Origin of the sequence: Rhodoplanes sp. SY1, assembly GCF_046000175.1 — a bacterium.
Lineage (GTDB): Bacteria > Pseudomonadota > Alphaproteobacteria > Rhizobiales > Xanthobacteraceae > Rhodoplanes.
On record NZ_JBEOMB010000032.1, the window covers coordinates 39618 to 53777 of the forward strand.

The window sequence follows — 14160 nt, forward strand, 5'->3', positions numbered from 1 at the left end:
ACATGATCATCGCCATCGACGGGCCGGCGGCGTCCGGCAAGGGGACGCTCGGCAAGCGCCTCGCCATCCATTACGGGCTGCGCCATCTCGACACCGGGCTGTTGTATCGGGCCGTGGCGCACGCGGTCCTCGCGGCCGGTCACGCCCCGGACGACCGCGAGAAGGCGGCGGCCGCCGCGCAGGCGCTCGATCCGACCGGCTTCGACGAGACGGTGCTGAAGAGCCAAGTCGTCGGCGAGGCGTCGTCGATCGTCTCGGCGATCCCGGAGGTGCGCGCCGCCCTGTTCGACTTCCAGCAGGAGTTCGCCGCGACCCCGCCCGGCGCCGTGCTCGATGGCCGCGACATCGGCACGGTGATCTGCCCGCAGGCCGACGTGAAGATCTTCGTCACCGCCTCACCCGAAGCGCGGGCGCATCGCCGCTGGCTGGAGTTTTCCGCGCGCGGGCTCGCGATCGAGGAGGCCGAGGTGCTGGCCGACATTCGCCGGCGCGACGCGCGCGACTCCGGCCGCGCCGTCGCCCCGCTGGTCGCCGCCGCCGACGCGCATGTGCTCGACACCACGGCGCTCGACGTCGAGGCGGCGGTGGCCGCCGCGATCGCGCTGGTCGAGGCGCGGCGGGGCTGACGGGCGCCGCCCGTTCCCTCTCCCCGCTGCGCGGGTTGTTTCCCTCGCCCCGCGAAGCGGGGAGAGGGTGGCTCGCCGCGAAGCGGCGAGTCGGGTGAGGGGCAACGGCGCCGGCCGTCGTGTGGAGACGCCCCCTCACCCGCCGCGCTGCGCGCGTCGACCTCTCCCCGCACAAGGGGGGAGGTGACCCTCGGCGCTTCGGGTCCTCACTCCACCTCGTCGGTGATCACCGTGAAGTTCGCCAGATCGGCGCGGCCGAACGAGGTCGAGATCGCGACGTCGGTCGCGTCGCGGCCGCGGGCGACGAGAATCCGGCCGATGCGCGGCACGTTGTGGCGGGCGTCGAACGTGTACCAGCGGCCGCCCAGATAGGCCTCGAACCAGGCGGAAAAATCCATCGGCTGCGGGTCCTTCGGCACGCCGATGTCGCCCAGATAGCCGGTGCAGTAGCGCGCCGGGATGTTCATGCAGCGGCAGAACGTGATGGCGAGATGGGCGAAGTCGCGGCAGACGCCGAGCCGCTCGGAATGCCCCTCGGCGGCCGTGCGGGTCGAGCGCGCCTGCATGTAGTCGAAGGTCAGGTGGTCGTGGACGTAGTCGCAGATCGCCTGCACCCGGGCCCAGCCCGGCGGCGTCCCGGCGAACAGCGACCACGCCTGCTCGGCGAGATGCTCGGTGTCGCAGTAGCGGCTGCCGAGCAGGTAGACGAGCGTGTCGTCCGGCAGATCCTGGACGGCGACCTGGGGGGCGTCGGGAGCCACCTCGTCGGGCCGGCCGCTGTCGGCCACCAGGAAGTCGGCGGAGAACCGCACCCGGCCGGCCGGCGCGACGATGCGGGTGCAGGCATTGCCGAACGGGTCCTCGTAGGTGCGGGTCGGCAGCGGCGGGTCGAAGGTGATGTGCTGCGGGCTCAGGAGGTCGCCGATGCGCGAGGCGTGCACCGACACCAGGAGGATCATCGGGGTGGGCTGCGGACAGTCGAAGGCGATGTCGTAGCCGGCACGGATTTTCACGCGACAGGGTCTCCGGTTAGCGGGGCACGGTCGTCTCGACGGAAAATGCAAGCGGGGTGCCAACGCCGAGCTGGCGGTTGATGTTTCGGCCCTGCTCGACGGCACGGCGGAATTGGCCACATCGAGCGCCAGGCTCGTGGCTCACCCCCCTCCCTGTCCCTCCCCCACAAGGGGGGAGGGACGCAGGAGGCGCCACCTCGGCGCATTCGCGGTTCGGTCCGAGTGCACGTTCCGTCGTCGGCGCGTCTTGTCGTCTGACTCCGGCCCGGCGGCCCGCCGCAGCCGGCTCCCTCCCCCCTTGTGGGGGAGGGGTGGGGAGGGGGGTGAGCCCAGGGCTCCGAGCTTCTTGGAGGCAGAGAGATCCGTTCACCCCTCGGCCGGGTCCTCCGACGTCACCTGGACCTCGACCGTCATGCCGAGCTCGTCGTCGGCGCTGCCGTGGAACGTGCCGGAGAGGGGGACGGCCTGCGACGGCAGCCGGGCGACGGCGACCCGGACGAGGTCGCGGTTGCCGATGATGCCGTTGGTGGGGTCGAACTCCACCCAGCCGGCGCCCGGCAGGTAGACCTGGACCCAGGCATGGGTCGAGCCGCCGCCGAGATGGCGCGGCCCGTCGCGGGTCGGGACATAGAGATAGCCCGACACGAAGCGCGCCGCGAAGCCGAGCGCGCGCACCGCCTCGATCATGAACAGGGCGAAGTCCCGGCAGGTGCCGCGGCCGAGATGCAGGGTGGTCAGCGGGTCCTGGGTGCCGGATTCGGTGCGCCGGTTGTAGACGAAGCTCTCGCCGATCGCCGCCGTCAGGGTCATCAGCAGCCGGCCGGTCGGGGTGTCCTGACCGGGGCGGAGGAACCGCCGCGCCCAGCGCTCCAGCTCGCCATCCGGGTCGGGGCACTGGCGCACCATGTAGGGGGCGAGGTCGGGCGTCTCTTCGGGCGCGTAGGAGAACGGGTAGGTCTTGGCCCGCTCCTCGCTCTGGAAGTCGATCGGGTCGGGGAAGTGCTCGACCGCGATCCGGCTCTCGAAGACGAGCTCGTCGGCGTCGCGATCGAAACGGACCAGCGTCACGGCGTTGCCGAACGGGTCGTGCACCCAGCGCAGCGCGCTCGGCCGCGGCGAGATCGTCATCGTCGCCTCGATCAGCCGCTGGTCGTAGGAGTCGCGCGGCCGGAACATCATCCGGTGCTCGCCGAAGCCGACCGGCCTGCGATACCGGTAGGTCGTGAGGTGGCGCACCTTCAGGACGGTCATGGCCTCGGCGGTCTCGTTCCGGTAGTCGGGTGCGGCGCTCGCGCCTCCGAGCGTCGGTCGGCGCTGCAGCGCACAGTGCGCGCACAACTTAACGTCTTCCACGGCGATTGCGACGCCTTGCTCGGACCCCGGCGGATACGATATAGACGCCGCAGTCCGGGCCGCCGACAACCTCGATGCGCGCCCCGAGCCGACGCATCCGCGCCGACCTGTCCGGAGCCTCCCACGAGGGCGCCGCCGGACGAGGCCGGCTGGTCGCGTTGAAAACGGATCGTCTTTCCTCACGACGGATCGATCCGGCTCCCGCGGCCTCGACGCTGCGGCACCCGGGCTCAGCATGTCCCGACCGCTCGGTAGATCGGGCCGGCCCACGCATCTCGACCCATCCCATGACGGGAGGGAAGGGACGGCGTGGCAGCCGAAGGCTACGGGGCCTTCGGCCCGAGCGGTCATGCGGACGTTTCGCCAACACCAGCCCGCCGGCTGTCCCGTCAGGAGACTACATGGCTCAGACCGCTCACGCCACGAACGCCGCTCACGAAGATTTCGCGGCCATGCTCGAGGAATCCTTCACGCAGGGCAACCTGCACGAAGGCACCGTCATCAAGGGAACCGTCGTCGCGATCGAGAAGGATCTCGCGGTCATCGACGTCGGGCTGAAGACCGAGGGGCGCGTGGCGCTCCGCGAGTTCATGGGTCCCGGACGGCAGAACGAGGTCAAGGTCGGCGACACCGTCGAGGTCTACCTTGAGCGCGTCGAGAACGCGCTCGGCGAGGCCGTGCTGTCGCGCGACAAGGCACGCCGCGAGGAGAGCTGGGGCAAGCTCGAGCGCGCGTTCCAGAACAACGAGAAGGTCCAGGGCGTCATCTTCAACCAGGTCAAGGGCGGCTTCACGGTCGATCTCGACGGCGCCGTCGCCTTCCTGCCGCGCTCGCAGGTCGACATCCGCCCGATCCGCGACGTCACCCCGCTGATGAACGTGCCGCAGCAGTTCCAGATCCTGAAGATGGATCGGCGCCGCGGCAACATCGTGGTGTCGCGCCGCACCGTGCTGGAAGAGACCCGCGCCGAGCAGCGCCAGGAGCTGGTCCAGAACCTCGAGGAAGGCCAGGTCATCGACGGCGTGGTCAAGAACATCACCGATTACGGTGCGTTCGTCGACCTCGGCGGCATCGACGGCCTGCTGCACGTGACCGACATCGCCTGGCGGCGTGTGAACCACCCGTCCGAGGTCTTGAACATCGGCCAGCAGGTCAAGGTCAAGATCATCAAGATCAACCACGAGACCCACCGCATCTCGCTCGGCATGAAGCAGCTTCAGGCCGATCCGTGGCAGGGTATCGAGGCGAAGTATCCGGTCCACACGCGGCTCAACGGCCGCGTCACGAACATCACCGACTACGGTGCGTTCGTCGAGCTGGAGCCGGGCATCGAGGGCCTCATCCACGTCTCCGAGATGTCGTGGACCAAGAAGAACGTCCACCCGGGCAAGATCGTCTCCACCTCCCAGGAGGTCGAGGTGCAGGTGCTCGAGGTCGATCCGGTCAAGCGGCGCATCTCGCTCGGCCTCAAGCAGACCATGCGGAACCCGTGGGAGGTCTTCGTCGAGAAGTACCCGCCCGGCTCGGTGGTCGAGGGCGAGGTCAAGAACAAGACCGAGTTCGGCCTGTTCCTGGGTCTCGACGGCGACGTCGACGGCATGGTCCACCTGTCCGACCTCGACTGGAAGCGTCCGGGCGAGCAGGTGATCGAGGAGTTCAAGAAGGGCGACCACGTGCGCGCCCAGGTCCTCGACGTCGACGTCGACAAGGAGCGCATCTCGCTCGGCATCAAGCAGCTCGAGGGCGACCCCTTCGCGGAAGCCGGCGACGTCCGCAAGGGCGCCGTGGTGACCTGCGAGGTGACCGAGGTGAAGGAAGGCGGCATCGACGTGAAGATCGTCGGCACCGACCTCGCCGCGTTCATCAAGCGCAACGAACTCGCCCGCGACCGCTCCGAGCAGCGCCCCGACCGCTTCGCGGTCGGCCAGAAGGTCGACGCCCGCGTCACCCAGTTCGACCGCAAGTCGCACAAGGTGCAGGTGTCGATCAAGGCGCTCGAGGTGGCCGAGGAGAAGGAGGCGATCGCCCAGTACGGCTCGTCCGACTCCGGCGCGACGCTGGGCGACATTCTCGGCACCGCGCTCAAGCGCGCCAACGAGAAGAAGGACTGATCGAACGCTGCACTGTTGTCATTCCGGGGCGCGGGCGCAGCCCGCGAACCCGGAATCCAACAACAGGCGCGGTGCTCTCGGCTGGGTTCCGGGTCTCGACTGCTGTCGCAGCCGAGCCCGGAACGACCAGCGAGGAGAGATCAACGAATTGTTCAGGAACCGGCCGCGAAAGCGGCCGGTTCCGCATTTTCGGGGGCGCCCTCGTGTCGCGGCCGCCTTTCGGGCGCCCGATTTGTGCATAATTGCGGGAGACGGCGCCGGCGCGCTAGGGCGCGGGCCGGCCGGACCAGGGAATTCCCGATGTCGCTCGACACCGATGCTCTCGTCGACCGCCGCCGCATGCGGCGCAAGCTCACCTTCTGGCGCGTGCTGGCCGTGCTGGTCGCCGTCGTCGGCATCGTCGCCGTGACGGCGGCGATGCGCGGGCGCGGCGAGCTGGGGCTCGGCGGGGTGGGGTCGGCCCAGATCGCCCGCATCGGCATCAAGGGCGTCATCCGCAACGACCAGGAGCGCGTCGAGGCGCTGGAGAAGCTGTCCAAGGCGAGCGCCGCCAAGGCCGTCATCGTCCACATCGACAGCCCCGGCGGGACGACGGCCGGCTCCGAGCAGCTCCACACCGCGTTGCGCCGGCTCGCCCAGAAGAAGCCGACCGTGATCGTCGTCGACGGCATGGCGGCGTCGGGCGGCTACATCGCCGCGATGGCGGGCGACCACATCATCGCCCAGGGCAACTCGATCGTCGGCTCGATCGGCGTCCTGTTCCAGTACCCGAACGTCTCCGATCTCCTGAAGACCCTCGGGGTGCGCATGGAGGAGGTGAAGTCGTCGCCCCTCAAGGCGGCGCCGAACGGCTTCGAGCCGACCAGCCCGGAGGCGCGCGCCGCCATCGCGGCCCTGGTCGCCGACTCTTACGACTGGTTCCGCACCATGGTGAAGGAGCGCCGCGGCCTCGACGGCGAGCTGCTCGCCAAGGTGACGGACGGCCGGGTGTTCACCGGCCGCCAGGGCGTGGAGCTGAAGCTGGTCGACGCCATCGGCACCGAGGAGACGGCGGTCGCTTGGCTCGCCAAGGAGAAGGGCATCGACCCCAAGCTGCCGGTCAAGGACTGGAAGCTCGACCCCAAGCTCGGCGACCTGTCCTTCCTGCATCTCGGCACCGCCGCGCTGGCCGAGGCGGTCGGCCTCGGGCCGCTCGCCCGCAGCCTCGTGGGGACCGGGACAATTCAATCTTTTGAACGCCTTAGTCTTGACGGTCTGCTGGCGCTTTGGCACCCTGCGGCGGCTGACTAGGGCGGCGGGACGCGGGCCGGACGAGCCGGTTTTCGCCCGCGCGCATTCCGGGTGGGCATCGCCGAGATTTGGCGGTGCCGTGACGGCCCGGTCTCGTCGACGATCGGCGGAAACGACAGATGATCAAATCGGAACTTGTCCAGCGCATCGCGGCGCAGAACCCGCATCTCTACCAGCGGGACGTCGAGAACATCGTGAACGCCATCCTCAACGAGATCACGGCGGCGCTCGCCCGCGGCGATCGCGTCGAGCTGCGCGGCTTCGGCGCCTTCTCGGTGAAGGAGCGGCCGGCCCGCACGGGCCGCAACCCGCGCACCGGCCAGCACGTCGAGGTCGACCAGAAATGCGTGCCGTTCTTCAAGACCGGCAAGGAGATGCGCGAGCGGCTGAACCGTCCGGAGCCGCCGCAGTCCTGATCCGCCGCGGCCTTCGCGGCGCGCTCTCGGCTCGCCCCGCCGGGCATCCGGTCGGCCGCGCCACCCGTTTGGACTTCGATCGAAAGTGATTTCGACATGATCCGCAAGATTATCGCCGTCGTCGTCCTGGTGCCGCTGGCGATCGCCATCGTCGCGCTGGCGCTGGTCAACCGCCACACCGTGCCGATCTCGCTCGACGCCTTCAATCCGGGCGACCTGAAATACGCCGTGCAGGTGCCGCTGTTCGTGCTGGTGCTCGGCCTCGTCGCCCTCGGCGTCCTGGTCGGCGGCGTCGCGACCTGGCTCAACCAGGGCAAGTGGCGCCGCACCGCGCGCCGCGCCGAGTGGGAGCTCGGCTCCGCCCGCGCCGAGATCGCCGAGCTCAAGCAGCGCGTCGCCGACGCCGAGGACGAAGGCCGCCGCTGGCCGCCCCGCGCCCTCTCGCGCCCGGCCGCGTGAGGCACGGAAGGTCCGCTTCGGCCATAGTTCTCGCCGGATCGCTGCCGTGAGCTTGCGGCAGCGATCGCGCGTCCTCATCTCGGGGATGGAGCCGAGGGTTCGAGCGCGGTTGCGGACCGGGTCTCGGTCGGTGAGGTGGTGCCATGAACGCCCCGGACATCAACCGCTCGATCCTGCGCATGCACGTCGCCGCGATCGTGGCGAAGCACCCGCTGAAAATCCTCGGGCTGCTGCCACGTGGCAGCATCGGTCACGTCTTCGCCGACAACGCGCTGGAGTTCCTCGCCGAGAAACGGCCCGGGCTCGATCTGCTCGGTCTGGCGCAGGCCGAGGTCGATCTGGCCGAGCTCCTCGGGCGTCCGGTCGGGCTCGTGCTCGTCAGTGGCCTGAAGGGCAGGGAGGCCGTGGACTTCCCACGGCTCGTCGAACCCCTATGAGCCCGGTCGAAAGCCGTTCCGATATCGACCGACTGAAGGATGCGCGAAGCTTCGCGTTGTACACCTGGGGGAACGCCGGCGGTCTCGATGCGGACGTCCTGGCCGAAGCCAGGCAGCCGCTTCACGCCGCCCTGTTTGATCTGGTCGTCGGCGGGGAGGCCTTGAACAAGGTCTCGGCCATGGTGAAGACCGCAGCCCCCGAAATTCCCTGGCAAGCGATCGTCGGTTTACGGAACGTCATCGTGCATTCCTATTGGCAGATCGACCTGGAGCTCATCGCCGACGTCCTCGTGAACAGGATCGACCCGCTGGTCGCGAGCTTGGACAGGCTGATCGCTCTGGTCGAAGGGCCATCGCCATGACCCGGCCATCGCCATGAACCTCCTGATCAAGATCTGCGGGCTCACCACATCGGAGGCGGTCGAGGCGACGGTCGCGGCCGGGGCCGACATGGCCGGCTTCGTCGTGTTCCCGCCGTCGCCCCGGCATGTCGATCTCGCCCGCGGCCGCACCTTGGCGGCGCAGGCGAAGGGACGGCTGCTGCGGGTGGCCCTCACCGTCGACGCCGACGACGCGCTGCTGGACGACATCGTCGCGGCGCTCGATCCCGACTGGCTCCAGCTCCACGGCAAGGAGACGCCGGAGCGGGTCGCCGCCGTGAAGGAGCGGTTCGGCCGCCTGGTCATGAAGGCGCTCGGGATCGCCGCGGCCGCCGATCTCGCCCGCGTGCCGGCCTATGCGGCGGTCGCCGACCGCATCCTGTTCGACGCCCGTCCGCCCAAGGATGCGACCCGGCCGGGCGGGCTCGGGCAAGCCTTCGACTGGCGGCTGCTGGACAACCTCGATCCCGGCCTCGTCCACATGCTGTCCGGCGGCCTCGACCCCGCCAATGTCGCCGAGGCGCTGCGGATCACCCGGGCGCCGGCCGTCGACGTCTCGTCCGGGGTCGAGCGGGCGCCGGGCGACAAGGACCCGCAAAAGGTCGCGGATTTCGTGCGGGCTGCACGGGCCGCGGCGGCCTCGGCACCTGCCGTCGCAAGGCCGCGGGCGTGACGCGTTTGCCTCTCCCCTGACGGGCGGCTTGGTGCTAGCAAGGGGCCGACCATGACGGCCGCGTGACCTCGCGCGGGCGCGGGGCGGTCTGCGCGGTCCGCGGACGCCTGCTCCCCACGGCGCACCGGCGCGCAACCGAGCTTCGTCGGGCCCTGCCGCGTCAGGCCCCGCATCCGCAGGACCCGCATGACCATCGTCCAAAAACCCAACTCGTTCCGGACCGGGCCCGACGAGCGCGGCCATTTCGGCCTCTATGGCGGGCGCTTCGTCGCCGAGACGCTGATGCCGCTCGTGCTGGAGCTGGAGGCCGCCTACACGGCCGCCAAGGCCGACCCGGCGTTCAAGCGCACCATGGACGGCCATCTCGCGACCTATGTGGGCCGCCCGTCGCCGCTCTATTTCGCCGAGCGGATGACCGCCCATCTCGGCGGCGCGAAGATCTACCTCAAGCGCGAGGACCTCAACCACACCGGCGCTCACAAGGTGAACAACGTGCTCGGCCAGATCATGCTGGCGGTGCGCATGGGCAAGAAGCGGATCATCGCCGAGACCGGCGCCGGCATGCACGGCGTCGCGACGGCCACGCTGTGCGCCAAATTCGGGCTCGACTGCATCGTCTACATGGGCGCCGTCGACATCGACCGGCAGCAGCCCAACGTGCTGCGCATGAAGGCGCTCGGCGCCGAGGTGCGGCCCGTCACGTCGGGCTCGTCCACGCTCAAGGACGCCATGAACGAGGCGCTGCGCGACTGGGTCACCAATGTCGCCGACACGTTCTACTGCATCGGCACGGTCGCCGGTCCGCACCCCTATCCGATGATGGTGCGCGACTTCCAGTCGATCATCGGCATCGAGGCGAAGGCGCAGATGCAGGAGGCCGAGGGCCGCCTGCCGGACTCGCTCGTCGCCTGCATCGGCGGCGGCTCCAACGCCATGGGCCTGTTCCATCCGTTCCTCGACGACGAGACGGTCGAGATCTACGGCGTCGAGGCGGCCGGGCACGGCGTCATGACCGGCAAGCACGCCGCCTCGATCACGGGCGGCCGGCCGGGCGTGCTGCACGGCAACCGCACCTATCTCCTGATGGACGCCGACGGGCAGATCGACGAGGCGCACTCGATCTCGGCCGGGCTCGATTATCCGGGCGTCGGCCCGGAGCACGCCTGGCTCGCCGATGTCGGCCGGGTGAGCTACCTCGCGGCGACCGACGACGAGGCGCTCGACGCCTTCAAGCTGTGCTCGCGCCTCGAGGGCATCATCCCGGCGCTCGAGCCCGCCCACGCGCTCGCCAAGGCGATCGAGATCGCGCCGACGAAGCCCAAGGACCACCTGATGATCGTCAACCTCTCCGGCCGCGGCGACAAGGATCTGGACGCCGTCGCGCGCCACCTGGGGGGCAAGCTGTGACCACCCGCATCGACACGCGCTTCGCGGCGCTCAAGCGCGAGGGCCGGGCCGGGCTCGTGACCTTCGTCACGGCCGGCGATCCCGATCCCGCGACGTCGCTCGCCATCCTGAAGGCGCTGCCGGCCGCCGGCGCCGACGTGATCGAGCTCGGCATGCCGTTCTCCGATCCGATGTCGGACGGCCCGACCATCCAGGCCTCGTCGCAGCGCGCCCTCGCGAAAGGGCAGACGCTGGCGAAGACCCTCGATCTGGTCCGCGCCTTTCGTGAGACCGACGACGCGACCCCGATCGTGCTGATGGGCTACTTCAACCCGATCTACGTGCACGGCGTCGATCGCTTCCTCGCCGAAGCGAAGGCGGCCGGCGTCGACGGGCTCATCGTGGTGGATCTGCCGCCCGAGGAGGACGACGAGCTGTGCGTGCCGGCCGTGAAGGCCGGCATCAACTTCGTGCGTCTGCTCACGCCGACCACCGACGCGGCCCGCATGCCGGCCGTGCTCGCCAACACGTCGGGCTTTCTCTACTACGTCTCGATCACCGGCGTGACCGGCACGGCGAAGCCGGACTTCGCCGCGGTCGGCCGCGCCGTCGCGTCCATCAAGGCGAGGACGCCGCTGCCGGTCGCGGTCGGCTTCGGCGTGCGCACCGCCGACGACGCGCTCGCGATCGCGCAAGGGGCCGACGCCGTGGTGGTCGGCTCGGCGCTGGTCGCCGCGATCAAGTCGTCTCTCGACAGCAACGATGCCGCGACGGTCGCGACCGTCCAGGCTGCCGCCGGGCTGGTGCGCGAGCTCGCCTCCGGCGTGCGCAGCGCGCGGCGTCCGGCCGCGGAGTAGGTGATATGGACATCACGTCGATGAACTGGATCTCGAACGTCGTCCGTCCGAAGATCCGCAGCTTCCTCAATCGCCGCGAGGTGCCGGAGAATCTCTGGATCAAGTGCCCGGAGACCGGCCAGCTCGTCTTCTACAAGGACGTCGAGGCGAACCAGTTCGTCATCCCGGGCTCGAACTATCACATGCGCATGGGCGCCACCGCGCGCCTCAAGGCGATGTTCGACGGCGAGACCTGGTTCGACGTCGGCGTGCCGGCCGTGCCGGCCGATCCGCTGAAGTTCCGCGATGCGCGCCGCTACACCGACCGCCTGAAGGACGCCCGTGCCAAGACCGGTCTCGGCGATGCGGTGAAGCTCGGCTACGGCAAGCTGGAAGGCCAGCCCGTGGTGATCGGCGTCCAGGAGTTCGACTTCATGGGCGGCTCGCTCGGCATGGCGGCCGGCGAGGCGATCGTCGCCGGTATCGAGACCGCGATCGACAAGCTGACGCCGTTCGTCCTGTTCGTCTCGTCGGGCGGCGCCCGCATGCAGGAGGGCATTCTCTCGCTGATGCAGATGCCGCGCACCACGGTCGCGGTGCAGCGGCTGCGCGAGGTGCGCAAGCCCTACATCGTCGTGCTGACCAACCCGACGACGGGCGGCGTGACGGCCTCCTACGCGATGCTGGGCGACGTCCACATCGCCGAGCCCGGCGCGCTGATCGGCTTCGCCGGCCCGCGCGTCATCGAGCAGACGATCCGCGAGCGGCTGCCCGACGGCTTCCAGAAGGCCGAGTATCTTAAGGCCCACGGCATGGTCGACATGGTAGTGCATCGCCACGAGATGCGCACCACCATCGCGCGGATCTGCCGCCTGCTCACCAAGCAGCCGGCGCCCGAGCCGCCGAACAACCTGCCGGCCGTCGCCGATCAGCAGGCCGCTCCGGCGCCCGAGCCGGCGGCGTGATCGCAGGGATCGCGACTCTCTCTCTCCGCCCTCACCCTGAGGAGCCGCCGAAGGCGGCGTCTCGAAGGGCGAGGGCGGCCCCCGTCGTTGTCGATCGGGGCCGCATGGTTCGAGACGCGCTCCCGCGGAGCGCTCCTCACCATGAGGAGCAAGGCGGTGCCCAGCCGCTTCCGCGCGAGCGGCCGGCGTCATGACCTCGCCCGCCCCCATGGACGCGATTCTGGCGCGCCTGCTCGCGCTCCATCCGCGCCGCATCGATCTGACGCTCGACCGCATGTGGCGGATGCTCGCCGCGCTCGATCACCCGGAGCGCCGCCTGCCGCCCGTGATCCACGTCGCCGGCACCAACGGCAAGGGCTCCACGGTCGCCTTCATGCGCGCCATGCTGGAGGCGGCGGGCAAGCGCGTTCACGTCTACACCTCGCCCAATCTGGTGCGCGTCAACGAGCGCTTCCGGCTCGGCCGCGAGGGCGGCGGCGAGCTGGTATCGAACGAGGAGCTCTCCGAGGTCTTCGAGACCTGCGAGCGCCGCAACGGCGGTGCGCCCATCACGGTGTTCGAGATCGAGACGGCGGCGGCCTTTCTGCTGTTCGCGCGCCACCCGGCCGACGTGCTGCTGCTCGAGGTCGGGCTCGGCGGTCGGCTCGACGCCACCAACGTGATCGCCCATCCGCTCGCCAGCGTCGTCACGCCCGTGTCGATGGATCACATCGAATTCCTCGGCGACACGTTGGCGAAGATCGCGGTCGAGAAGGCCGGCATCTTCAAGCGCGGCGTGCCGGCCGTGATCGCCCGTCAGATCGACGTCGCGCGCGACGTACTGGTCGAGCGCATCGATGCGGTGGGCGCCGTGCCGTTCGTCGCCGGGCAGGAGTGGATGGCGGCGGAGGAGCGCGGCCGGCTCGTCTATCAGGACGCCGACGGGCTTCTCGATCTGCCGGCGCCGCGCCTGTTCGGTCGTCATCAGTTCGACAATGCCGGCACGGCGATCGCGGCGCTGCGGGCGGCCGGCCTCGCCCTGCCGGTCGCCGCCTTCGAGGAGGGGCTGGTGAGGGCCGAATGGCCGGCCCGCATGCAGCGCCTCGCGGGCGGCACGCTGGTCGCGCGCGCGCCGGCCGGCAGCGAGCTGTGGCTCGACGGCGGCCACAACGCCGAGGGCGGTCGCGCCGTCGCGGCGGCGCTCGGCGATCTGGAAGAGCGCGTGTCGCGGCCGCTGGTGCTGATCGTCGGCATGCTGTCGACCAAGGACGTGGAAGGCTTCCTGCAGAACTTCCTCGGCCTGGCGCTGCGACTGATCGCGGTGCCGATCCATCAGGACAAGGGCCGGCCAGCCGAGGAGATCGCCGCCACGGCGCGCGGCCTCGGCCTCGCCGCGGACGCCTGCGCGAGCCTCGACGAGGCGCTCGCCCGCGTCGGCGCGCTCGACCTCGAGCCGCCGCCCCGCATCCTGATCACCGGCTCGCTCTACCTCGCCGGCGAAGTGCTCGCGGCCAACGGCACGCCGCCGCGGTGAGAAACGTCATGGACGGGTCTCGACGTCCGTCTCCCTCAACAGCTTGTCGAGCGTGAGGAGCTGCCGGCCCGCATCCTTGGCGTAAGCGTAATGGAAGCAGTCGAAGTTGCTGAGCGCACGCCTGCCGATGCCATGCTTCTCCGCGACAGCGACGGCATGCGCGAGGACGCGGCGCGGCGAGGTGGTGTCGACGAGAGCGATGCCGCGCGCATCGAGCCATTCTACTACCGCGCCCTCGGCGTCGCGGTAGCGGCAGTTCAGCTGGTCGGGACGGGCGAGGACCATGATGGCCTCCCAGGCGGCGAGCGCCGAAGTCACTGGAGCCGTCGCGTCCGCCAGGGCCGCCTCGTAGGCGTCGGCATCGTCGTCGCCTGCCATCATCGATACGATCGCGCAGGCGTCGACGAACACTCAATGCTCTCCATCTCTCTCGTGATCGAGATCGTGATAAGCCGCGGGCGGAACCGGCTTCCGATCCGCCACGAAAGCGAGGCCGCGCCGTTCGAGAATTCTCCGCGCGGTCTCCCGCGGGCTTTCCTTCCGGAGCCGCGCCGCGAGCGCCTCCTCCAAGGCCCCGACCACGGCTTCGGTCACGCTCGTGCGATCGATCTCGGCGATCTGTCTGGCGAGCGCGTCGGCGCGAGGGTTGCGAATGTTCAGGGTCACCGGCGTCCTTCCCGATCGGTACAGGAAGGATAGGGC

16 protein-coding genes are annotated in these 14160 nt (G+C 70.0%); 12 read left to right on the forward strand and 4 right to left on the reverse strand.

Annotated features, from left to right (window positions below):
* The first annotated feature begins 2 nt into the window (after positions 1 to 2).
* Positions 3 to 626 (forward strand): (d)CMP kinase, encoded by a 624-nt coding sequence (cmk, locus tag ABTU92_RS09695; protein ID WP_408090011.1) that lies wholly within the window; start codon positions 3 to 5, stop codon positions 624 to 626.
* 206 nt (positions 627 to 832) lie between these two features.
* On the opposite strand, the gene ABTU92_RS09700 is transcribed toward cmk, so the two are convergent.
* Entirely contained in the window at positions 833 to 1639 is an 807-nt protein-coding gene (locus ABTU92_RS09700; protein WP_408090013.1) for a transglutaminase-like domain-containing protein, read from the reverse strand.
* A gap of 366 nt (positions 1640 to 2005) precedes the next feature.
* The gene (locus ABTU92_RS09705; RefSeq protein WP_408090015.1) at positions 2006 to 2890 is read right to left on the reverse strand and encodes a transglutaminase N-terminal domain-containing protein; all 885 of its coding nucleotides are present in this window, start codon (positions 2888 to 2890) and stop codon (positions 2006 to 2008) included.
* A gap of 503 nt (positions 2891 to 3393) precedes the next feature.
* Here ABTU92_RS09705 and rpsA point away from each other — a divergent pair.
* The 11 genes from rpsA (at position 3394) to ABTU92_RS09760 (ending at position 13458) form a co-directional block, all read left to right on the forward strand.
* The gene (gene rpsA, locus ABTU92_RS09710; protein WP_111359828.1) at positions 3394 to 5103 is read left to right on the forward strand and encodes a 30S ribosomal protein S1; all 1710 of its coding nucleotides are present in this window, start codon (positions 3394 to 3396) and stop codon (positions 5101 to 5103) included.
* Positions 5104 to 5403: 300 nt separating this feature from the next.
* Positions 5404 to 6393, forward strand: coding sequence for a signal peptide peptidase SppA (gene sppA / locus ABTU92_RS09715; RefSeq protein ID WP_408090017.1), 990 nt, complete (start codon positions 5404 to 5406; stop codon positions 6391 to 6393).
* Positions 6394 to 6512: 119 nt separating this feature from the next.
* Positions 6513 to 6809 (forward strand): integration host factor subunit beta, encoded by a 297-nt coding sequence (gene ihfB / locus ABTU92_RS09720; protein ID WP_111357548.1) that lies wholly within the window; start codon positions 6513 to 6515, stop codon positions 6807 to 6809.
* Between the two features lie 96 nt (positions 6810 to 6905).
* On the forward strand, positions 6906 to 7268 hold the full coding sequence (locus ABTU92_RS09725) for a LapA family protein (RefSeq protein WP_408090019.1): 363 nt from the start codon (positions 6906 to 6908) through the stop codon (positions 7266 to 7268).
* Positions 7269 to 7411: 143 nt separating this feature from the next.
* A complete protein-coding gene (locus tag ABTU92_RS09730; RefSeq protein ID WP_408090021.1) occupies positions 7412 to 7705 on the forward strand; it encodes a hypothetical protein in 294 nt (97 codons plus the stop codon).
* Positions 7702 to 8067 carry a DUF86 domain-containing protein gene (locus ABTU92_RS09735; protein ID WP_408090023.1) on the forward strand — a complete coding sequence of 122 codons (366 nt, stop codon included), beginning with the start codon at positions 7702 to 7704 and terminating at the stop codon, positions 8065 to 8067. The genes ABTU92_RS09730 and ABTU92_RS09735 overlap by 4 nt, the downstream gene beginning before the upstream one ends.
* Before the next feature lie 13 nt (positions 8068 to 8080).
* Positions 8081 to 8758, forward strand: a complete 678-nt coding sequence (locus ABTU92_RS09740; RefSeq protein ID WP_408090025.1) for a phosphoribosylanthranilate isomerase — start codon at positions 8081 to 8083, stop codon at positions 8756 to 8758.
* Positions 8759 to 8944: 186 nt separating this feature from the next.
* A complete protein-coding gene (trpB, locus tag ABTU92_RS09745) occupies positions 8945 to 10165 on the forward strand; it encodes a tryptophan synthase subunit beta (protein WP_408090027.1) in 1221 nt (406 codons plus the stop codon).
* Entirely contained in the window at positions 10162 to 11001 is an 840-nt protein-coding gene (gene trpA, locus ABTU92_RS09750) for a tryptophan synthase subunit alpha (protein ID WP_408090029.1), read from the forward strand. The genes trpB and trpA overlap by 4 nt, the downstream gene beginning before the upstream one ends.
* A gap of 20 nt (positions 11002 to 11021) precedes the next feature.
* Positions 11022 to 11945, forward strand: a complete 924-nt coding sequence (gene accD, locus ABTU92_RS09755) for an acetyl-CoA carboxylase, carboxyltransferase subunit beta (RefSeq protein WP_408090079.1) — start codon at positions 11022 to 11024, stop codon at positions 11943 to 11945.
* Positions 11946 to 12135: 190 nt separating this feature from the next.
* Positions 12136 to 13458, forward strand: a complete 1323-nt coding sequence (locus tag ABTU92_RS09760; protein WP_408090031.1) for a bifunctional folylpolyglutamate synthase/dihydrofolate synthase — start codon at positions 12136 to 12138, stop codon at positions 13456 to 13458.
* 6 nt (positions 13459 to 13464) lie between these two features.
* On the opposite strand, the gene ABTU92_RS09765 is transcribed toward ABTU92_RS09760, so the two are convergent.
* Both ABTU92_RS09765 and ABTU92_RS09770 read right to left on the reverse strand, forming a co-directional pair.
* Positions 13465 to 13869 carry a type II toxin-antitoxin system VapC family toxin gene (locus ABTU92_RS09765; RefSeq protein WP_408090033.1) on the reverse strand — a complete coding sequence of 135 codons (405 nt, stop codon included), beginning with the start codon at positions 13867 to 13869 and terminating at the stop codon, positions 13465 to 13467.
* Positions 13870 to 14124, reverse strand: coding sequence for a type II toxin-antitoxin system VapB family antitoxin (locus ABTU92_RS09770; protein ID WP_408090035.1), 255 nt, complete (start codon positions 14122 to 14124; stop codon positions 13870 to 13872).
* Positions 14125 to 14160 lie beyond the last annotated feature (36 nt).